The 22682-nt window shown below is 38.4% G+C and carries 17 protein-coding genes; 15 read left to right on the top strand and 2 right to left on the bottom strand.

Annotated elements, in window-relative coordinates; genetic code table 11:
* Nucleotides 1-4: 4 nt before the first annotated feature.
* Together VUJ46_RS07535 and VUJ46_RS07530 are read right to left on the bottom strand one after the other, a co-directional pair.
* Nucleotides 5-1477: a contractile injection system tape measure protein gene (locus VUJ46_RS07535; protein ID WP_326984375.1), complete on the bottom strand. Its 1473-nt coding sequence runs from the start codon at nt 1475-1477 to the stop codon at nt 5-7.
* Nucleotides 1478-1524: 47 nt separating this feature from the next.
* Nucleotides 1525-1845, bottom strand: coding sequence for a hypothetical protein (locus VUJ46_RS07530; protein WP_326984374.1), 321 nt, complete (start codon nt 1843-1845; stop codon nt 1525-1527).
* A 903-nt stretch (nt 1846-2748) separates the two neighbouring features.
* On the opposite strand from VUJ46_RS07530, the gene VUJ46_RS07525 reads away from it, so the two are divergent.
* The 15 genes from VUJ46_RS07525 to VUJ46_RS07455 all read left to right on the top strand — a co-directional run bounded on the left by VUJ46_RS07525 (nt 2749) and on the right by VUJ46_RS07455 (nt 22679).
* On the top strand, nt 2749-3321 hold the full coding sequence (locus VUJ46_RS07525) for a DUF4255 domain-containing protein (protein WP_326984373.1): 573 nt from the start codon (nt 2749-2751) through the stop codon (nt 3319-3321).
* A gap of 45 nt (nt 3322-3366) precedes the next feature.
* Nucleotides 3367-5082, top strand: a complete 1716-nt coding sequence (locus VUJ46_RS07520) for a phage tail sheath family protein (protein WP_326984372.1) — start codon at nt 3367-3369, stop codon at nt 5080-5082.
* 69 nt (nt 5083-5151) lie between these two features.
* Entirely contained in the window at nt 5152-6813 is a 1662-nt protein-coding gene (locus VUJ46_RS07515; protein ID WP_326984371.1) for a phage tail sheath family protein, read from the top strand.
* 221 nt (nt 6814-7034) lie between these two features.
* The gene (locus VUJ46_RS07510) at nt 7035-7466 is read left to right on the top strand and encodes a phage tail protein (RefSeq protein WP_326984369.1); all 432 of its coding nucleotides are present in this window, start codon (nt 7035-7037) and stop codon (nt 7464-7466) included.
* Between the two features lie 24 nt (nt 7467-7490).
* Nucleotides 7491-8846, top strand: a complete 1356-nt coding sequence (locus tag VUJ46_RS07505; RefSeq protein ID WP_326984370.1) for a phage tail sheath family protein — start codon at nt 7491-7493, stop codon at nt 8844-8846.
* Nucleotides 8847-9067: 221 nt separating this feature from the next.
* Nucleotides 9068-9499 (top strand): phage tail protein, encoded by a 432-nt coding sequence (locus VUJ46_RS07500; protein WP_326984369.1) that lies wholly within the window; start codon nt 9068-9070, stop codon nt 9497-9499.
* A 2-nt stretch (nt 9500-9501) separates the two neighbouring features.
* A complete protein-coding gene (locus VUJ46_RS07495; protein WP_326984368.1) occupies nt 9502-9969 on the top strand; it encodes a phage tail protein in 468 nt (155 codons plus the stop codon).
* A 198-nt stretch (nt 9970-10167) separates the two neighbouring features.
* Nucleotides 10168-10329, top strand: a complete 162-nt coding sequence (locus VUJ46_RS07490; protein ID WP_326984367.1) for a DUF5908 family protein — start codon at nt 10168-10170, stop codon at nt 10327-10329.
* Nucleotides 10329-11048 carry a CIS tube protein gene (locus VUJ46_RS07485; RefSeq protein ID WP_326984366.1) on the top strand — a complete coding sequence of 240 codons (720 nt, stop codon included), beginning with the start codon at nt 10329-10331 and terminating at the stop codon, nt 11046-11048. Before VUJ46_RS07490 ends, VUJ46_RS07485 begins: the two co-directional genes overlap by 1 nt.
* Nucleotide 11049: 1 nt before the next feature.
* The gene (gene vgrG / locus VUJ46_RS07480; protein ID WP_326984365.1) at nt 11050-12795 is read left to right on the top strand and encodes a type VI secretion system tip protein VgrG; all 1746 of its coding nucleotides are present in this window, start codon (nt 11050-11052) and stop codon (nt 12793-12795) included.
* Nucleotides 12796-12797: 2 nt separating this feature from the next.
* Nucleotides 12798-13088, top strand: a complete 291-nt coding sequence (locus VUJ46_RS07475) for a PAAR domain-containing protein (RefSeq protein WP_326984364.1) — start codon at nt 12798-12800, stop codon at nt 13086-13088.
* A 111-nt stretch (nt 13089-13199) separates the two neighbouring features.
* Complete coding sequence (locus VUJ46_RS07470) at nt 13200-13610, top strand: GPW/gp25 family protein (RefSeq protein WP_326984363.1); 411 nt, start codon at nt 13200-13202, stop codon at nt 13608-13610.
* A 223-nt stretch (nt 13611-13833) separates the two neighbouring features.
* Nucleotides 13834-16884, top strand: coding sequence for a baseplate J/gp47 family protein (locus tag VUJ46_RS07465; protein ID WP_326984362.1), 3051 nt, complete (start codon nt 13834-13836; stop codon nt 16882-16884).
* A gap of 21 nt (nt 16885-16905) precedes the next feature.
* Nucleotides 16906-19698 carry a hypothetical protein gene (locus VUJ46_RS07460; protein ID WP_326984361.1) on the top strand — a complete coding sequence of 931 codons (2793 nt, stop codon included), beginning with the start codon at nt 16906-16908 and terminating at the stop codon, nt 19696-19698.
* 14 nt (nt 19699-19712) lie between these two features.
* Nucleotides 19713-22679 (top strand): PKD domain-containing protein, encoded by a 2967-nt coding sequence (locus tag VUJ46_RS07455; RefSeq protein WP_326984360.1) that lies wholly within the window; start codon nt 19713-19715, stop codon nt 22677-22679.
* Nucleotides 22680-22682 lie beyond the last annotated feature (3 nt).

Here is a 22682-nt window from a genome sequence, read left to right as displayed (position 1 = left end):
GCTATCACCAGTTCACCAGCATAAACTTTTCTTTCCACGGTAATTTCACCAGACCAATTCCCCAACCAAGCTTATCCAGTAAAATATCCTGTGTTTTTCGTTCTACGGTTAAGGTGTAGTCATAATCTGTTGTAACCAGCTTACCCGGACGCTGGAAAAATTCGTTTTGTAATAAGGCAGGAGAGGACTTTTTCATCGGAGCCCAGTTGTGCTGTACGCTTTCGATTACATTTTTAGCCTGTGCCTTGTGTTTTCGCGAAAGTTTAATATGCCTGTTAATGGTTTGATTCAAAGGAATATTGCATAAGAACTTTTCAAAAAGCATGTCGTATTCCGCAGCGTTTGTTTTTCCCGTAGCGATATAATGAAGCAGATGGGTACACCGTTCGGGGTCGATAAGTTCTTGATTTTTAGCGTTCCAGAGATCACAATGCTCAAAAAAAGTTTTCATAAAAGGATGAATCAGAATAAGCCCCGTATTTTGAACGTATTGTCCATTATTTTGCACTGTATTTTCCTGAGCGAAAGGATGATCCTGAATGATTTTCTTTACTGATTTTTCACTGTTTTCATGTATTGGTATAGCATTATTTTTGATGTTTTCAATACTTTCATGAATTTTTTCAATGTTTTCGAGAATTTCATTTTCTGTGATAAAAGGGAATATCTCAACAACAGTTTTCCATTGTTTATGGTTGCCTTTTAGGGTAGACAATCCTGCTAGCGATGCTGTTGAGACTTGTTGTAAAAGATATTCCCTTAGATTATTTTTTGAAGTGGCTAGATACTCGGATAATAGGTTTAAAACAAATTGCCAGATGAAAATTCTTTTGTCAGAACTCATTTTGGAGATACGACTGATAATAACTGATTCTAAATTGATTTCCGCTTCCTTATTTTCCAAAATGATCCGGCACAGTTGGGCAATTTGCCTGTCCGGAAGCTGATAGATGATTCTATCCCTAACATTTTGCTTTGGCAGAATGGAAATCAGGCTTTTCTGAAGACTTGGAGTGAGTAGCAGCATCTCAAACACCGTCGGTTCCAAAAAGTCAATGCCTTTTTTCTCTGAATTCCACCAGGGCATCGATCCGGTTTCTAAAAAATAAATAAAAGTTTGTACTAATTTCTCCTGATTGCCCACCAGATAAGCTTTAGCGTCTTTTTCTCCTTCATGATCCAAAGTTTCAAGAGGCCGTATAATTTCAGAAAGTTCTTCTTTAAAAAGCTCGGCTATTTTTTCTTTTAATTCAGTATTCAGCGAACTGCTTTTTACATCCAGATTGAACTCAAGATGAGGGATTTGCAGCGTACGTCCCGCTAATGTATGCTCTAAAGAATTGATGTATTTTTCTATTTCAGGGAAAACATCAGCAGAGAGAAAACTGCTGATGTTGTCTTTGATCTGGTAGGCTTTTTCTTTATTGTTGACGGTAATTTCAACAAAAACTTTCTGAATAATATGATCTGATTTCACTTCAAATAGGTATTTAATGATGTGCTGTAGGTGATTATCGGGAGGTTTTATTTATTGTCGAATTCTCCACCCCAGAATCCGGCCGGACACAGGCTTAATTTTGACTTCTGTTTGGCACTCAGTCGGCATCCACAGCCTCTGATAAAGCCTTCCTGAGGAGCATCCACAACATCCAGTGTTTCAGGATTCATCCATTTCATAGCATTGCAGTTGTTGCCGTTTTTCAGAGGACAGGCATTACAGATTTCCTCTCTTAAGGCAAAAATTACCTCTTCATTTTGATTTGCCATGCCCATTTTTGAGCGTAATTCATTGAAATGGCCGCCAATGATTTCATTGCGCTTGCCAAAAAGATTTTTGATATTCATGAGAATAAGTTTTTAAAATTATTGGGGTCAAAATTAGAGCAAGAAAATCCATCTGGCTAATAATGAGGGGGCTCCGTTCTGTCTTTGCAGTAGAATGGAAAGAGAGAAGTAAAAAAGTTAAAAGTTAAAAGAGCCAAGTGGGGAGAGGTCGGGTGAAATGTAAATGGTATTTAAGAAGAGAAGTAGAATTTGGATGAATTTTTTACAGATTCTATCAGTGTTGATTTTATGGGTAAAGTCTGTATGAAAATGAAATTTGCACCCTTTACGGCCGGTGAATCAAATTTAATTTTCTCGTTGTAGAGTAAAATTAATCCAAATGACTTTACCCATTCGTAAAGGGTGTCATTTAGTTCAAGTTTTTAGGGAGCCTCTTTTACATTTTCAAGATTCTTGAACAAACAATAGGTTTAAGAGCCTGTTTAAAATTTTACCGTTTTATTTATTATCCTTAATGAAGTTGATCTTTGCTCCATTTTGATGCTCTTTTGAGCGTATTTTTCACTTCCTATTTTTGATTGAGCCCGCTAAATCTGCAAACACGAAGCAAAAAATCCATCTCAAAATAGCTATAAAAATTTTTGGCAATAAAATTTAAACAGCCTCTAATAGAAAAATTGGGTGTGAAAATTAAATTTACATCCTTTATGGCTGGGGAATCAAATTTAGTTTTCTACATAAAGTACTTCACCATGATTAGACTATAAAAATTAAGCGGCTGAATTTTTACTTTTATTTAAATGCTTAAGGTTTTGATAAATAGATGTTTGTGTTTTGTTCTTCGGTTGTTTTTTGAAAAAGGAAAAAATCCTACTTACTGCAAAGACAGGTTTGACCCCTCAAAATATTTGTCTTTTGAGGGCAGGGGATTGTAAGTTTGCATCACAATAAAGAACAGAAATTATGATAGATAATGTACTGACAATTTTAAAGAATAAACTGAATGATCCGGTTCACGGATTAAAAGACGGTAATCAAAGCGGCGAAATTGCGGTTGTTGAGAATATCGTTAAAAGTGAAGCTGATGATACGTCCGCTGTGGCCAATAAAGTAGTGATTACTTTACTGAATGTTGAAGAGGAATCTACCCTGAAAAACAGATCATGGTATACCAGAACAGTGAGAACTGAAACACCGCTTCAATATGACATGGAAAAGCAAAATCCACCGGCTTATTTAAATTTATATGTGATGATTGCTGCCAACAGAGATGCATACGAAAAATCACTATCTGATATCTCCAAAGTGATTGAGATTTTCCAGACCAATAGTGTCTTAGAGTACAATGGCTTCAAATTCAGAATTGAATTACATTCTATTCCTTTTGAGCAGCTGAGTTACGTATGGGGATTATTAGGCGGAAAGGTGATGCCTTCTGCATTCTATAAAATCAGTGTAGTGGAGATAGCGGCAACTGCAAAAGAAGATATTAACTTAATTGACGAAGTAGCGATAGAAAGCTTTAAAGTTGATTAACGATACCAATAAAAACGAATAACCTTTAACTCAAATTTTTCGAACATGCAAAATCCAACAACACCAGGTGTTTCAGTTGAAGAAATTACGCGACTTCCGAATTCAATTTCATTAGTAGACACGGCAATCCCTGCCTTTATAGGATATACTCAGTTAACGCCTGTTGGCTATACTAATAAACCCCGCAAAATTAGCTCTCTTTTAGAATATAAAAAATATTTCGGGGAAGCCAAAGAAGAAAGTATCCGGCTTCAGGATATTGACGGCAAAGGAATCCAGATTATAGCGCCCGAAGCAAAATTTTTAATGTATTATTCGCTTCAGATGTATTTCGCGAATGGTGGTGGCCCGTGTTACATTGTTTCTGTTGGAAATTACACAGAGGCAGGCGTTCAATATCCCCATCTGAACACCGGTTTAGAGGCGATCAAAGATATCGAAGAGCTTTCGCTTATTGTTTTTCCGGATGCGGTATCATTAACAGATGAAGATGAATTCTACCTTATTTATAAACAGGCAATACAGCAGGCTAAATCGATAAAAAACAGATTCCTACTGTTAGATACGTATTTAGGTGATTCTACCATCTTATCAGATAATAAGAATACGATTGAGAATCTCAGAAAAGGAATTAGCGAACTAACCACGCATGCTGCAGCATATTTCCCGCACTTAACCACTATTCTGAATTATACCTTTGATGAGGATACCATACCGATCGTACATAAAGGTCTTCAAAAGGAGGGACAGACCAGCGCTGTTTTTTATGCTAAAGAAATTAATGCTTTAACAGAATTACAAAGTCTTGCCAGTGCTGAAATCGAAAGTGGAAATGCCAATGGTTTTGTATTGGCAGACTTACTGAGCCAGACGGTTGCCATTACGGCAGAAATCAATGAAACTGCCGATGAAATGTCGAACGGGACACCGGATGCAAAAGCTGCTTTGGTAAAAGCAATCGAAGATGCGCAGGAGGTAGTGGATGCCATCCGTACCGGAATTATTGATGATTTTGTAATTCCTGAAGGCTTAAACAAAGAAACACCTCTTTTTAAAGGAGAATTCAGTGACCTGATCGATGCCATTCTTGGGGTTAAAGATGAGGTAGGAGCAGCAGATGGATTAACACTTCAAAGTCTGCAATTAGCTAATTCTGCATTATATCACCAGGTGAAAAAAGAGATCATGAGTCTGAAAGTGGTTTTACCTCCGTCTTCCACAATGGCAGGATTATATGGAAGAATTGATAATGTAAGAGGCGTGTGGAAAGCACCGGCAAATGTTAGTCTTAGCTACGTTACGGCTCCTACGGAAAAAATATCAGATAAAGAACAGTCTACCCTGAATGTGCATGATTCAGGATCCATCAATACCATCCGGACTTTTACAGGAAAAGGCCATCTGGTTTGGGGCGCAAGAACCTTTGACGGACAGAATGAGAATTGGAAATACATCAATGTACGCCGTTATTATGATCTGATCGAACTTTCAATCAAAAGAGCATTGGTGGACGGAAAATTCATTAATCAGCCTAATATTCCGCATACCTGGCTAAAAGCAAAAACGATGATTGAAAATTTTCTGAATCAGCAGTGGGTCGAAGGCGCATTGGCGGGCAGTACACCTGAAGAAGCTTATGATGTTAAAGTTAAAGGAGATGACATTAAGCCTAAAACCATGAATATATCTATAGAAATTGCTTTATCACGCCCTGCGGAATTCATCACCCTGAATTTTTCACACCAATTACAACAATCATAAATTATAACGAATAAACAGTCGAAGTCAACCTTCGAAATACAATTAATATTAATTTAAAATTTTTAACAAATGAATTACAAAACCCCTGGAGTCTATGTGGAGGAACACGAGAAATTTCCACCTTCCGTAGCACAAGTTGAAACAGCTATTCCTGCTTTTATTGGTTATACAGAAGAGGGAGAGCTTAATAAGCCGACAAGAATTTCTTCTATGCTGGAATACGAAAATCTTTTTGGAAAGGCGAACCCTGAAACTTTTGCTGTAGCTTTCAAAGATGGCGTTGCCACTGCAACACAGCCTAAAGTAAGCGATTTCAAAATGTATTATGCGATGCAAATGTATTTTGCCAATGGCGGAGGACCATGTTATATTATCTCTGTCGGGAATTATTCTGAGGTAAAGGTAGATGAGTTGCAGGCGGGTCTGAAGCTGTTGAGAAAAGAAGACGAACCTACGCTTATTGTTTTCCCGGACCTTCAAGGCTTAGTAGCTACCGATGCAGAAGTGTATAATGCTTCTGTTGCTAAAATTGATGCTGAAAAAGCTTTTGATGCTGCAGCTTTGGCTGAAACTGCTGCCGAAACTGCTGCTGGTCAGGCTGCTGCTCACCTGACTCAGGCTGAGCAAGATGATAAAGCTGCACAGGCTGCCTCTGATGCTGATCCGGGAGATGCTGCTCTTGCAGCCGCTGCTGTGGCTGCTGCTGCCGCTCTTGTTGCTGCCAAAAAAGCCTCCGATGCTGCAGAACAGGCACTTAGTGATGCGACTGCTGATAAATTTACTTTATCTGCTATTAAATATGATGCTGCCGGTAATTTTAATAAAGTAGAATTTGCGAATTCAGATCTTTCGATTACCAAAGCGTATTCTTTATATAATGATGCTCTTAGGCAGGCTGAAGCATTAAAGGACAGATTCGTTATTATGGATGTTCTTGGGAATGATGTTATTTTCAGAAGAGAAGTAGGTACTGAAGGGTTAAATTACGGAGCTGCTTATCATCCAAAATTAAAAACAGCGCTAACTTATGATTTCAGTGATTCCGGAATATCAGTAACGGGGGTATCCGGAGTGACTACTTTGGAAGCATTGAAATTCAAGAACTCTGAATTATACAATCAGGCTAAAAAAGCAATTGAAGCTGAAGCCGTGGTATTATCGCCTTCATCTGCAATCGCAGGAGTATATGCAACCGTAGACAATACTTCCGGCGTATTCAAAGCACCGGCAAATATAGGATTAAACTATGTTGTGGCACCTGTTTCAAAAATTTCAAATAAAGAACAGGATGATCTTAATGTAGACACTTCTACAGGAAAATCCATCAACGCGATCAGAGCATTTGCCGGAAAAGGAACCTTGGTTTGGGGAGCAAGAACATTAGACGGAAACAGCAATGAGTGGAGATATATCTCTGTACGTCGTTTCTTCAGTATGGTAGAAGAGTCTGTGAAAAAAGCGACAGAGCGTTTCGTTTTCGAACCGAATACAGCGAATACCTGGATCCGTGTTCAGACGATGATCGAGAATTTCTTAAATCAACAGTGGCAGGATGGCGCATTGGCCGGAAGCAAGCCAGAAGAAGCTTATTACGTAAGCGTAGGTTTAAATAAAACGATGTCTGCACAGGATATTCTGGAAGGAAGAATGAATATCGAGATCGGTATGGCAGCGGTTCGTCCGGCTGAATTTATCGTGCTTCGTTTTTCTCACAAATTACAGGAAGCTTAATCCAAATTAAACTAAATAAAGCGAACTCGATGTTAATTGTTTGATTTTGAATAATTAGTAGAAGTAAAAAGTAAAAATTAAAAAGTAAAAAGAGCCAAGTGGGTGAGGTCTGAATTTTAAAAATCATTAAACTTTAAACCTCAAACCTTAAACCTTAAACCTTAAACTTTGAATTTTGAATGTCGGGTTCACATTAAATAACAATAAATATATATACAAAAATGAGTACATATCCATTAGTAAAGTTTGCCTTTGAAGTAGATTGGGGCGGAACAAAAGTAGGTTTTCAGGAAGTTTCCGGATTAAATATCGAAGCGGGACTGATTGAATACAGACATGGTGCAAGTCCGGATTTCAGCAAAATCAAGATGCCGGGATTGAGAGTTTTCAATAACATTACGTTAAAGAGAGGGACTTTCAAAAAAGACAACGAGTTTTTTGATTGGTTCCAGTCTATTCAGTTGAATACGGTAGAAAGAAGATCGATTACGATTTCCCTTTTGGACGAAAACGGAGAGCCTGCAGTAACTTGGAAAGTGAAAAATGCATTCCCACTTAAATTGCAGTCAACGGATCTTAAAGCTGAAGGTAACGAGGTGGCTATTGAAACGTTGGAGCTTGCACACGAAGGATTAACTATCGAAAATAACTAACATTAACTCTTAAAAATTAAAAAAATGAATTACAAAACACCCGGAGTGTACGTAGAGGAAATCGCAAAATTTCCACCTTCTGTAGCACAAGTAGAAACGGCAATTCCCGCTTTTGTTGGATATACAGAAAAAGGCCCGAAAAATGAACCGACGAGAATTGCTTCCCTGTTAGAGTACGAAACGGTTTTCGGATTGGCAAAACCTGAAGAATTTACAGTGAATGTTGACGGAGGCGGTAGCTATATTAAAGCAAATGTAACAATAAGCGATTTCAAAATGTATTATGCAATGCAAATGTATTTCGCGAATGGCGGCGGACCGTGTTATATTGTTTCTGTAGGAGATAAACAGGGATATCCTGCTTTTGCAAGTTTCAGTGATTTAAGAATCGGGCTTCTTACCTTGGAGAAAGAAGATGAGCCTACGCTTCTTGTTTTTCCGGATGCTGAAGCTTTAAAAACAGCGATTCCCGATATTTACGGAATGGCATTGGATCAGGCTGAATTGATGAAAGACAGGTTCGTTATCATGGATGTTTTCGGAGATGAATCTACTGCGGTAGATAATTTCAGAGATACTTTAAGTTCTGGAGACAGTGGTGAGCGCTTAAAATACGGAGCAGCCTATTACCCGAAATTAGAGACTGTTCTGAGCTATAATTTTGATGAAAAAGAAGTGGAAATCATCTTTCCTCAGTTGGATTTTGCAAGAGTTGAAGGCGCTACGTATTTATCAGATTTAAAATCAAGCGACTCTGATTTGTATAACAGAATTAAAAATATCATTGAGTCTAAAAAAGTGGTATTGGGATCTTCATCCGCAATTGCCGGGGTGTATGCTAAAGTAGACAGTACTTCAGGCGTATTCAAAGCACCGGCAAACGTAGGATTAAACTATGTAGTAGCACCAACAGTAAAAATTTCTCACGAAGATCAATATGATCTTAATGTACATCCTGAAGCAGGAAAATCCATCAACGCGATCAGAACGTTTACAGGAAAAGGAACTTTGGTTTGGGGAGCAAGAACATTAGACGGAAACAGTAATGAGTGGAGATATATCTCTGTACGTCGTTTCTTCAGTATGGTAGAAGAGTCTGTGAAAAAAGCAACAGAGCGTTTCGTTTTCGAAGCGAATACAGCGAATACCTGGATCCGTGTTCAGACGATGATCGAGAATTTCTTGAATCAACAGTGGCAGGATGGTGCATTGGCCGGAAGCAAGCCTGAAGAAGCTTATTACGTAAGCGTAGGTTTAAATAAAACGATGTCTGCACAGGATATTTTGGAAGGAAGAATGAATATCGAGATCGGTATGGCAGCGGTTCGTCCGGCTGAATTTATCGTGCTTCGTTTTTCTCACAAATTACAGGAAGCTTAATCCAAATTAAACTAAATAAAGCGAACTCGATGTTAATTGTTTGATTTTGAATAATTAGTAGAAGTAAAAAGTAAAAATTAAAAAGTAAAAAGAGCCAAGTGGGTGAGGTCTGAATTTTAAAAATCATTAAACTTTAAACCTCAAACCTTAAACCTTAAACCTTAAACTTTGAATTTTGAATGTCGGGTTCACATTAAATAACAATAAATATATATACAAAAATGAGTACATATCCATTAGTAAAGTTTGCCTTTGAAGTAGATTGGGGCGGAACAAAAGTAGGTTTTCAGGAAGTTTCCGGATTAAATATCGAAGCGGGACTGATTGAATACAGACATGGTGCAAGTCCGGATTTCAGCAAAATCAAGATGCCGGGATTGAGAGTTTTCAATAACATTACGTTAAAGAGAGGGACTTTCAAAAAAGACAACGAGTTTTTTGATTGGTTCCAGTCTATTCAGTTGAATACGGTAGAAAGAAGATCGATTACGATTTCCCTTTTGGACGAAAACGGAGAGCCTGCAGTAACATGGAAAGTGAAAAATGCATTCCCCCTTAAATTGCAGTCAACGGATCTTAAAGCTGAAGGTAACGAGGTGGCTATTGAAACGTTGGAGCTTGCACACGAAGGATTAACTATTGAAAATAACTAATCATGGCTCTTTTATATCCTCCAACCAGTTTCTCTTTTATTGTTAACGGGATTTCAACCACAGAGGGTATTGACTCCAGATTTCAGTCTATATCTGGTTTATCAACAGAAATTACAACGGAAGAATATGCCGAGGGAGGCGAAAACAGATTTACCCATCAGCTTCCTTTGAGACCAAAATATCCAAATTTAGTTCTTAAGCGCGGATTAATGGTAAGTTCAGGACTGATAAGCTGGTGCAGAAATGCGATGGAAAACTTCGAGTTCGAGCCTAGAGATCTGATCGTTACTCTTTCGGGAGGACTTCAGTCTACGGCGCCTTTAATGGTCTGGAATGTTGTTGGAGCGTACCCTGTAAGATGGGAAGTTTCAGAATTCAACGCAGAAGAAAGCAAACTGGCTATTGAAACCATAGAACTGAAATACAGATATTTCACAATACCTTCATCGTTAGCAAGTTTAGGCTTGTAATTTCTAAATAAAATCTAAGCACGTAAGGGTATTTTGGTCTCAAGATAACTTTTAGCAAAATAATTTTTCATAAAAAACAACAGATTAGTCTATCATAAGGCTGAACAGACTCTTCATGTGCTTGGATTTTTTAAAATAAATAGGTTAAATCATTGATTTTTAAAATTTTAAATTAAAAATTGATTAAAAACAAACGAAATGCCAATAGAAATAAAAGAGCTTCACATTAAAATAAATGTGGACGAGAAAACAGCAGCAACGACCAGTGCGACATCAGTAGATGAAGCCCAGATTATGCGGGCAGTGAGTGAAAGTGTAGAGCAGGCAGCGAATATTGCAAAACGTAAAAAAGAAAGATAATGAGGGGAGCAATTCAAAAACTTACAATAGGAACATATGAAGACTCCGATTATAAAAGAAGGGTCGATAGTGGAGCCTTTACAGCTTTTATAAACCCTACGGGTTATTCCATTACATATAAAACAGAACTGGAACCTGGTCAAGCCTTAGGAACTCCTAAAGAGAATAAAAAATATGTTGCGTCACCTTCAACTGATTTACAGTTAGAATTTCTATTTGATGGAACCGGTGTTACAGAAACCTTTTCAGGTAATAAATTGATCAATAAAATTAAAGGGAAAGCTTTTAAGAAAACATCTGTTAAAGATCAAGTTGACGCTTTTTATGAGGCTACAGGGCAGGTTGATGGTCTTATTCATAAACCTTATAGTGTCATTCTTAACTGGGGTGATTTTGAATTTAAGGGAGTATTAGCAGAGTTTACTGTGGAGTATAAATTGTTTGACAATGAAGGACGCCCATTAAGAGCGATAGGAAAAGCGAAATTCAGTGAATCAATTAGTCAAGAACTTGCAGCAAAAGAGGTGAAAGCATCTTCCCCAGATCTCACCCACAAAAGAACCGTACAAGATGGAGACACACTTCCTTTAATGACTGAAAGAATTTACGGAGATTCTAAATACTATTTGGAAGTTGCAAAGGCAAATGGTCTTGTCAATTTCAGACAATTAAAACCAGGAAGTGAACTGTACTTTCCGCCCATAGAAAAAGTATCATAAGATGAATAACAGTGGATACATAAAAACATCAAAAAATTCGGACTTAGTAACTTTTAAAGTAATGTCCGGAGGTACAGAGCTGCCGGGAAAATATGGTGTGAAGAGCATTGTCGTGGAAAAGGAAGTCAACAGAATTCCTTATGCCCGCATTGTGATTTTGGACGGAAGTGTGCCGGATCAGGATTTCAAATTAAGTAATGAAGATCTGCTGATTCCGGGAAAAGAAATCGAGATCACGGCAGGCTATCATTCTGAAGAAGAAACCATTTTTAAAGGAGTGGTTGTAAAGCATAATATAAAAGTCAGAAGCGGCTCTTCTTACCTCATCATTGAATGCCGAGACAAGGCCGTGAAAATGACCTTAGGCAGAAAAAGCAAATACTTCTACGACAGCAAAGACAGTGATATCATTGAAGAATTGATTGGAAACAGCGGGGCAACTGCGGATGTGGAGGCTACTTCCAATTCACATAAAGAACTGGTTCAGTATCAGGCTTCGGACTGGGATTTTATGCTGACCAGAGCACAGGCCAACGGGAAACTTTGTTTCGTGGAAGACGGAACGGTAAAAGTGGCTAAACCTGATTTTAGTGGAAAAGAAGTGGAAACTGTGGTGTACGGATCTTCAGTACATGAGTTTGACGGTGAGATCGATGCGAGGGATCAATTCAGCAAAATTACGGCCAAAACTTGGAGTTATACTGATCAGGAACTGACGGAAGTCGAAGCTCAGGATCCTGCCATCAGTCTGAATGGTGATCTTTCATCAGATGACCTGGCAAAAGTTTTCGGAATTGAAGATCTGCAGCTTAAACACGGCGGAAATCTTACTCAGGGAGAATTACAGGAATGGGGCGACGCAAAAGCAACTTTCCAGCAATTAGCGAAAACAAAAGGAAGAGTAAAATTCCAGGGAATTCCGTCGGTGAAACCGGGAGTTTCATTAACGCTTCAGGGAGTCGGAAACAGATTCAACGGGAAAATTTACGTTACCGGTGTCCGCCACGAAATTGCAGACGGAAACTGGCTGGTAGACGCTCAGTTCGGGCTTTCGCCAACTTGGTTTTCGGAAACTTATGACGTCAGCGAAATGCCGGGATCAGGTATTATTCCTGCGATCAGCGGATTACATGTCGGAATTGTATCACAATTAGAATCTGATCCTGACGGTGAAGACCGGATTTTAGTCCAAATACCCATTATCAATAACGAAGAAGAGGGAATCTGGTCAAGAGTAGCTACCCTTGACGCTGGGGAAAACAGAGGTTCATTCTTCAGACCTGAAATCGGGGATGAGGTGATCATCGGATTTATTAATGATGATCCTAATGACGCAGTAGTGCTTGGAATGTTAAACAGCAGTACGAAACCCGCTTCCATTGTGGCTTCCGACGATAATCACGAAAAAGGATTCGTCACAAGAAGTGAAATGAAAATGATCTTTAATGATGATAAAATTTCCTACACCCTTGAAACACCAAAAGGCAAAAAAATAATTCTGGACGAAGATGCAGATCTCATTAAAATAGAAGATGAGCATTCGAATATCATTACCCTTAATAAAGACGGAATCAGTATAGAAAGCGGCAAAGACATCAAGATGAAAGCAAAAGGCGACATTAAGATGGAAGGAAATAATGTCAGTGTGAAAGCATCTGCGCAGTTGAAAGCAGAAGGCAGCTCCGGTTCTGAAATTAAATCCGGTGCAGTGACTGTCATCAAAGGCTCTCAGGTAAAAATTAATTAATCATGAAACCGGCAGCAAGAATTACAGATATGCATACCTGTCCTATGGTAACGGGAAATGTTCCCCACGTAGGCGGACCCATCATTCCGGCGGGAGAACCCACAGTGCTTATCGGAGGGAAACCTGCCGCAAGAGTGGGAGATAAAGCGGTATGCACAGGGCCTATGGATACCATTGCCTCAGGATCTTCAAGTGTGATGATCGGAGGGAAACCAGCCGCAAGAATGGGAGATTCTACCGCTCACGGAGGGGTAATTTCCGCAGGGGAAGCCACTGTTCTGATTGGTGGTTGATTTTTGAATACATTTTTCGGTTGTACTGAACTGACATTCAAAACCAACAACCATCAAGCAACAACTATTAATCACCAAATAAGAACGAACAACGACTAAAACCAATAACGTATGAAAATAAATACAGATTTTTTAGGAATAGGCTGGAGTTTTCCGCCTGAGTTTAATGAGACCGAAGGAAAACTGTCGATGACCACAGACGTAGAAGACATCAATAACAGTCTGATGATCTTATTGTCAACACGTCCTGGAGAGCGCGTCATGTTTCCGGACTACGGATGTGATCTGCAGGAAATGCTCTTCAAACCTCTGGATCTAACGCTGATTACCCAAATGAAAGGTATCGTGGAGCGTGCGATTTTATATCACGAGCCCAGAATAAATATTTTGAGTATTGAGATTGATACTCAGGAAGAGCTGGAAGGAGAAGTTTTAATAGAGATCGACTACGAAGTAAGGAATACCAATACAAGAAGCAATATGGTTTTTCCTTTCTACAAAGGGGAAGCTACCGAAATATAATGAATGACGGGATGTCTGTAGCCATTTTAAATAACGAGAGATTGACGGTATTTATTTGATTTTTATAGTTAAAAAGTAAAAAATAAAAAGAACCAAGTGAATGAAGTCGGAGTTTAAACAGAAGCCCATTTTTATTTTGAATGTACCTTCAGAAGCCACACAGTGGTGGAATAACAGTAGCTTAGGGTGAAACCCGATGGCTGACCATAGTAAATATAAACAAATGAAAAAAACAGATACATTTTCACATTATCGTGAAGGAAAATCACAAATGCAGCGCTTTTTAGCAGAATTAGATCCGGGCAATCTTGAATTACACGATTTCGATTTGTTTGACTGGCTATTATTCGCTAATAATTTTGCACAGCGTGTCAACTATTTTGATAAAGAGGATAATACCACACCCAAAGGAAACTGGGGAAACTTTTTCCTGGGTGATGATACACAGGCAATCCCGCGTAGGGAAAGCGTGGAGTATAAAAGTATGAAAAAACAGGTTACAGAGCTTATTTCCCGTTTTGAGCAGGACAGCAGCCTTACCCCACATCTTACCTTATTTGTCTGCTTCCTGAAATTATTGGATTTCTCAAAAAAAGCCTTTAATAATTTAACGAAAAGACATTTGGATTTCTATTATAACGAAATCCTTCAGATTGAAAAAAACGATGCCAAAGCAGATCAGGTATTTGTGATTTTTGAACTGGCAAAAAAAGCACTTCAGGAGAGAATTCCCAACGGAACTCTTTTGGATGGCGATAAAGACGCGAATGGAAAAAAACGCGTTTATAAAACGTCGGAAGAGCTGATCGCCAATCAGGCAAAGGTGGTTGAGATCAAAAGTTTCTTGAATGATGTTGAAAACGGAGAGCTTAAAATGGCTCATGTTGCAAATTCGGCAGATGGTCTTGGAGACCAGTTGCCTGAAGAAAGCAACTATTGGTGGCCTTTCGGATATAACTCTGATGAAACTATTTCAGGTAAATCTGTGTATAAAGAGCTTCCTAAAGCTAAACTTGGGTTTTCTGTGGCTTCTTCATTATTTGATTTAAAAGAAGGCGAGAGAACCGTCAATTTAAAAATCGATTTTACAAAAAATTCGACTCAGAAATTACAGGATCTGACAAATGACGAAATTAAGAATAATATCAGGATATTTTGCAGCGGCGAAAATGAATGGTTATCCGGAATTGTTTTAAGATGTGACAGAAATACTGAGGATCAGTTAGAGCTTTCTTTTACAATGCCTAAAGATTTTCCTGCGGTCGTAGCTTATAACAAAGAGGTTTTACAGGAAAAATTCCAGACCAGTTTCCCTGTGATAAGGTTCATGATCGAAGGTGAAAAATATTATAAGATATATGAAGCTCTTTCGGAAAAATTAATAAAAAATATTGAAATATCAGTCGATGTAAAAGGGGTAAAGTCTCTTCAGATTGAAAATGACAATGATACACTGAATGCTGAAAAACCATACTATCCATTCACAGCGCAACCCATTAAAGGTTCTAATTTTTATATCAAATGTCATGAAATGTTTTCGAAAAAATGGATCAATGCAGACATTACGATTAATTGGAAAAATACTCCGGACTCAATAACAGATCTGTACAACGGATATGTTATTCAGCCTAACCAAAACATCAGTATAAAAGAGTTTGAAGGGCTTAAAAGCTCATCTATTGTCCGTTCGGATGCCTATTTCAGAGCAGATACCGCCTTATTGGAAAAAGAAGTTTGGAATGAGAAGGGAAGGGATATTGAGCTTTTTAAAAAAGTGGAAAATGAATATAAAACTCAGTTTTCGATCTTTAATACAAGCAATAAAGCTGAAACAGGAGAGGCAATCAGGCTGACACTGAAACAGTCGGCATTACAGGATGTTTATCCTAAGCTGTATACACTGGCACTATCAAGCAATCCGGATAGTCAAAAACTGGTTCCCAATGAACCTTATATTCCTTTTGCTGAAGATATTGAACTGAATTACAGCGCAAAAGAAAGCGTATATTCTTACCTGAGTAAAGATACCAACGGGGAGCCTTCAAAAAGTAACGGGGTAGAGCTGTATCACGAAGATGCGTTCGGGCAGTACGAAAAAGAGGTCGAAGTCAAAAGAATTGTGCCGGTACATCAGAATGGCGGCGAATTATACATCGGTCTGGAAGCCAATTCACAAGCAACGGTTTCTTTGCTGATCCAGATGCTTGAAGGAAGTGAAAACCCTTTGGCGGAAACTTTCAAGGAGAAAGAATTTATAGAGTGGCACGCGCTTTCGGGCAATACATGGCTTGATATGTCCGATTATATGCTGAAAAATGAGACAAGAAAATTCCTGGAATCCGGTATTGTCAAGTTTAAAATACCAAAAGACATCAACAATGTTCATACAAGGCTGACCGATGGATTGGTCTGGATAAGAGCAAGATCGGGAAGAAGTTACGATGCCGTGTGTAAAATTCAGGGAATTTATACTCAGGCAGTGTTGGCAACATTCCAGAATCAGGATAATGACCTGTCTCATTTAAATAATGGACTGGAAGCGGATACCATTTCTAAACTGATTACCAGAGTTCCTCAGGTGAAATCGGTACATCAGCCTTATAATTCGTTTGATGGTAAATATAAGGAAGCAGATACGGAATTTTACAGGCGTGTAAGCGAAAGATTAAGACATAAGCATCGAGCCATTACCCAGTGGGATTATGAGCAGTTGGTATTGCAGGAATTCCCGGAAGTCTTCAAGGTGAAATGCCTGAATCATACTTCTGAAAATTCTTATATGGCTCCGGGACATGTGACTTTGATGGTGGTGCCGAATATCAAAAATAAAAATGCTTTTGATGTGTATCAACCGAGAGTAAGCAGAGCCAGCCTGAACAGAATTCAGAATTATGTGAATGAACTGAATACCATGCATATAAAAGCACAGGTGATCAACCCGAATTATAAAGAAGCAAAAGTACAGACCAAGGTAAAATTCTTTGAACAGTATGATGAGACATTTTATCTGAGACAACTGGACGAAGATATTAAAAAATACATCTCGCCATGGGCATTTACAGATTCTAAAGATATTGATTTTAATGTGGAGTTAAATGTTAACCAATTGATTAACTATCTCGAGCAGCTGTACTATGTAGATTATATTGATGACATCAAAATCCTGGTGAATAATGTGATACAAAAGAAGTCTTTAATCGAAGTAGATCCGAAATCCATTTTGGTGTCTGCGAAACAACATCATGTTACTATTGCAACACAAGTATGTATTTAATAATAAACAGAAGAAAACATCATGTCAGAAAATAAGCACATTAGCATATCAAAAAATATAGAAACAGGAGATCAGACCGATTTTCATTTTCTACGGAAAACAGGAATTGAATACATCGAAAAATTAGGCGGAAAACTTTGGACAGATTACAACTCTCATGATCCGGGGATTACCACTTTGGAGGTTTTAAGCTATGCCATAACAGATCTTGGTATGAGGATGAACCTTAATATGGAAGATATCCTGACCTCTGAAGATGCGAATTCCGATATTCACAATCAGTTTTATAAAGCAACGGAAATTCTGCCTTCAGCACCTCTAAATGAGCTGGATTACAGGAAGATTTTTATCGATATCAACTTTACAGCAGGGCATAAAAGACCCATCCGAAACTGCTGGCTGGTTCCTAATAATGAAAGATTGTATGCTGATTGTAAAACGGGGCAGCTGGATTTTAAACCGATCGGAGAAAAGAATAAGCATTTTGATATAAAGGGATTGTATGATCTGTATGTGGATTATGCAGAAGATATTGATGATGAAACCAAAGGATGCGGAAAATCTACAGTCAATCTTCAGATATTAGACCGATATCATGCTAACAGAGGTCTTTGTGAAGATTTAGCTGAAATAAAAGAAGTGGAGACCCAGAAAGTAGCGGTCTGTGCCCGAATCGGATTGGTTAATAAATCTGATGAAGAGCTGGTACACGCCAAAGTATTAAGAGCCATTACTCATTATCTGTCTCCGGAAGTTCATTTTTACTCATTAAAACAAATGGTTGAAAAAGGGCTGACGACGGATCAGATTTTTGAAGGTCCGCTTTTGGATAATGGTTTTATCGATACGGAAGAGCTTAAAAACAGTCAATTAAGAAGAGAAGTACGCCTTTCGGATATTATCGCTGAGTTGATGAAGATTGACGGGGTTAAAGAGATTCATGAAATTTCGATTGCAGGTTGTGATAACGTCATCAGGCAGGCCAACGACTGGCTAATCTGTATAGAAAAAGGCAAGAAACCGGAACTCTGCGATTTGAGTTCATTCAGCTACAGCAAGGGTTCTCTTCCTTTGAATATCAATGATAAAAAAGTTCAGGAATACGTAAAGAACCTGAAAAGAGAAGAAGAAGTACTGAGAGAGGATGCAAGGCAGAATAAAGAACTGACTTTGCCTCAGGGAACGTTCTATGACATTGCGGAATATGCCACTATTTTAAATGAATTTCCGGATACATACGGCGTGGGGATTTCAGGTATTGTAGGCAATAAAAATCCTGAAAGAGAAGCCCTTGCCAAGCAAATGAAAGGATATTTGCTATTTTTTGATCAGATTCTTGCCGGATATTTCAAGCATCTTAAAAAAGTAAAAGAAGTATTAAGTGTAAACGGTCATTTAAAGAGAACTTACTTTACACAGGCGCTTAAAAATATTAAAGGATTTGAGGATTTGGTGTCTGATTATCCTGCTGATAATGATGATGAATTAACTGATTCTTTATACGAAGAGCTGGACAACAGTGTGGAACGAAGAAATGAAATTCTCGACCATCTGATCTCCCGTTTTGCTGAAACGTTCAGTGATTATACTTTCTTAATGAAATCTCTGTACGGGAAATCTACCGATGAGATCATTCTGGGAAACAAAGAAAATTTCCTGAAAGAATATCCATCATTAAGTAAAGAGAGAGGTATAGGGTACAATTATACTTTGTTTGCCAATTCAGATATATGGAATACAACCAATATTTCCGGGGCACAGAAAAGAATTGCCCGTTTGTTGGGAATTAAAGATTATACGCAAAGAAACTTATCTCAGTCACCGGTATCTATTACCAAAACGGTCAATGATGAAGACAAGGCGAGCTATACCTGGAAAGTAAAAGATTCTGAAGGGAATATTATTTTATCCTCCGTCAACAGCTATGAGATTGAATACGCTGCCACTAAAAACCTGAATGAAGCCATTTATCAGACCATTCAGATTGATCAGGAAGATCTTGAACAGGCGCTTGAAGGATTAGGAAAATGCGAAAATAATACCTGTATGATCGGGAATATTAAGATCCGTTTCTCCGGAGGAGGCAATTATTATTTTGATATTGTGGATGATACCGAGGAGCAGAATGTAATGGCCACTCATAAAAAAACGAATCCTTATGCGGATCTGAAAGCATTGAAAGAGGGCATCAGAAAAACGATAAAGTATTTCAAATATGAGTTTACGGAAGAGGGGATTTTTCTGGTTGAGCATTTATTATTAAAGCCAACAGTCAAAGATTATCAGCTGATGGGCGGTATTGGCTGCATGGAGATCCAGCGTACTTTTAAAGTCATGTATGATATTGAAGATGTAGCAGCTACTGATCCGACGGATTATTCTGAAACTTTTATGTCTTCATGTGAAGGAGATTGTGAACCAGAAGCCTTTGATCCTTATTCTTACCGCGTAAGCGTTGTTCTTCCGGGGTATGCCTACCGTTTTCAGGATCCGGATTTCAGACGGTATGCTGAAACAGTGATCAGACAGGAAATTCCGGCTCATGTTTTGGCAAAAATCTGCTGGGTGGGAGACCGTCTAAGCGAAAAGGAAACTGCACAAAATGATTTGGCTGAATTTGAGGTAGCCTTCAAAAAGTATCTTTCAGATAAATCTAAAAATAATACGGCAAGTCTGGGGAAAAGCATTCAGGATTTGCTGGATGCACTTACCAATCTGAATAATATCTATAGACCGGGAAGACTTCTGGACTGTGCGAAAGATGATAATGACAGCCTGGACGGAAAAATCATATTAGGACAATCAAACATATAAAAAATTGACAAACAATGAATACTAAATTAGATAATGTAACAACCCAATATAGAAAGTTCAATGAAAATCAGGCGTTAACTGATGGGCAGCTGAATGAATTTATCGATTATTTCGAAGATCAGGATCGGATGTCGAGAACCAGGCTGAGTGGAGTAGGGATCGTATGTGGTTTTCAGTCTTCCTATCTTAATACTGTTTTGCAGCCTGTAGATATACAGATGAATAAACCGGGATCCGGAGATCTGGAGCTTGATACCAACTTAAATACAGTCGTTATTACACAGGGAGCCGGTGTGACTACAGACGGAGACCTGATTACGCTGCGCAGAAAAGGCAGTACATCGTCAGAAGCGACAATCGGCTTCGAACAAAATTTTTACAAATACTACAGAGATTATAATGATGTAGCGGAATACAATCATTTCAGAATGGGAGGGGTACAGTCCCCTTTCTTAGAGCTGATCACACAGGATGAATACAACCTTCTACCACCGGATAATGACTTTAGACTCATTAAAGAGCTGCGTTCTGTTGAGGGTAAAGTGGTTATTCTTTACCTGGAAAGTTACTCAAATGACGAGACGCCATGTGAGGATGCTGACTGTGATAATACAGGTGCAGAGCAGGTTTCTAACCTTAAAGTCCTTTTAGCAGATTCAGAAGTTGTTGCTAATCTCATCACTAAAGGAGACGGGAAAGACACCATTTATCAGGCTCATACGGTTTATGAAGAGCTTTTTGACCAATTGCCTAAAATAGAGGCTAAAAGGGTTATTCTGGATGCTAAAGTTACATCAGCAACTGATGTAAGATCGAAATTTCAGGATGCAGGAAGCGCTGTGGCGGATGTAACAAAAGGGTTTGACGCTATTGCAAATACTTTTAAGATAAGTGTCAACTTCGGAGGGCAAAATCTTCTGGATAAGCTGAATTCTTTAGTAAATCCTAGAGGTGGATTGAGGCTTGAAGATTATCAATATAGATACGATCTTCTTAAAGATCTGATTGATACCTATAATGAAATAAAAGGACTGATCCTGCATCTGAATGCTGAATGCTGTCCAAATATCAGTTCGTTTCCGAAACACCTTTTATTGGGACAGATCGGTGCAACTTATCAATTGGGCGGGAATCCTGCTTTACGTCATGGTTTTTATCATTCTCCTGTAACGACGGGTGACGATGAAAATTATGAAAGGATTGTCATGCTTGCCAATCGTTTTGTACAGAAGATAAACGGATTCCAATCGTATATCGGACCTGTTAAAATTACGCCTTCCAATCAGTTTGTAAGGTTGGGCCATAAAGCTATTCCTTATTATTATAATGTCGATAAGTCGTTATTAAAGCAATGGAATTACGAAAAAACAAAAACAGACAGCGAAAGGTATAATTTAAGTTACCACACGCAAAATCTGGCGGAAGATGATTTTGTTCAGAATCCGTTGAATTACAATATTGATGACAATGATTTCTATAGAATTGAAGGTCATTTGGGGCAGCCTTATAAAACCGCTCTGCAAAATATTAATGATCTTAAAGCAAAATACGGTCTGGCATTCGATGTTATTGCATTGGTTTTAGATAAAGGTGAAAAAACGGACGGTGAAACTTCGACGAAAAGGGAAACTGTATCTATTGATGATCTTAGAAAACAGTTGATATCAATCTCCAGTGATATCAGCAATCAGAAAAGTGATTCACAAAGCACGTTATTGAATATCTCAAAACTCGACGAGAAATTGAGATTATTAAACAAAGTCGAATTTGCAAAAGAAGGATCATCTGAAGAGGTTGATGTGGTAAAACAGGATCCTAAAAAGGATGATGTGGTAAGCGAACTTTTAAGCGAGTTTTTAGAAAGAAAGTCAGGTCTTGAGCATCTTGCAGGCGTAGAGCGGGGCGGAACATTTGTCTTATTGTATGTTTCTGAAACAGATAATCAGGTGCTTGCCGATTTCTCATTGCCTTACTTATGCTGTTCTAAAAAGGAACCTGTTTCCCTAATATTGCCAAGCGCTAAGGTATGCCAAGAGGATGAGCCGATTGTGATGACGGTAATTCCTCCAAATGGTGAGGTAAAAGCATTTGTAGATGGTGTTCAGATACCGGCAATTGTACAATCGAACGGTCAGAGTTCTTTTGATCCAGGTTTGGTTGCTTCAGGTTATTTAGAGAAGACTATTGCATTTACTGTTAATGGTGATGCTGTGGAAACTCAGATGGTGGTATATGAAGAGCCAAATGTTATAGTAACGACAGGTACTCCAGTGAATGGAGAAAGCCCGACAAATCCAACGGCTACCGTAGTCTTTACTGTTTCAGGAAATAGTAATCTCTCTGGGCTTGAGTACTCATGGAATTTTGGAGACGGGAAATCTGAACAAATTAATAATCCATCAGTAACTAATGGTGTAGTGAAGCAAACTCATGTATATAATCTTACTGCCGGGAAAGAAGATACCTTTACTCCAGTATTAACCGTTAGCAACAATAACGGTTGTAGTAAACAATTTATACTGTCACCATTAAAATTGACAGGGCAATCAACTGTTCAATGTTTATCTAGTATGGAAATCATCGTCCAGTATAATCAAAGTTTAGGTCCGTGTCCTGGTGGACACACTTGTAACAGTGCTAAATTTAATTTAATGGCGAATGGTAAAATTAATTTAGGCTTAGTTAATTTAAATAATGCAGGATCAACTCTGCAGCCCGGACAAAATCGACCGAATAATGAAACTTCCGGACCAAACAGAATTAATTCATTCCTAATATCAGCTGCTCAGGCACAAAGTATTGCGGATACAGATCCGAATGGAGACGGATTTATATCATTCTCTCTTGTTTGTGCTGACGCTAGTTGCCATACCGGTGTTGCCTGGACAACTATAAAATTAGGTGGAAATGTTATCTATAACGGATGTCCAACGAATAACTTTTTAACAATTAATCCTTGTACAGGAAAAATAAGATCTTAAGCC

Source organism: Chryseobacterium sp. MYb264 (assembly GCF_035974275.1).
Classification (GTDB): domain Bacteria; phylum Bacteroidota; class Bacteroidia; order Flavobacteriales; family Weeksellaceae; genus Chryseobacterium.
Note: the sequence above shows the minus strand (reverse complement) of the source record. Positions and strands in the feature narration are given on the sequence as shown.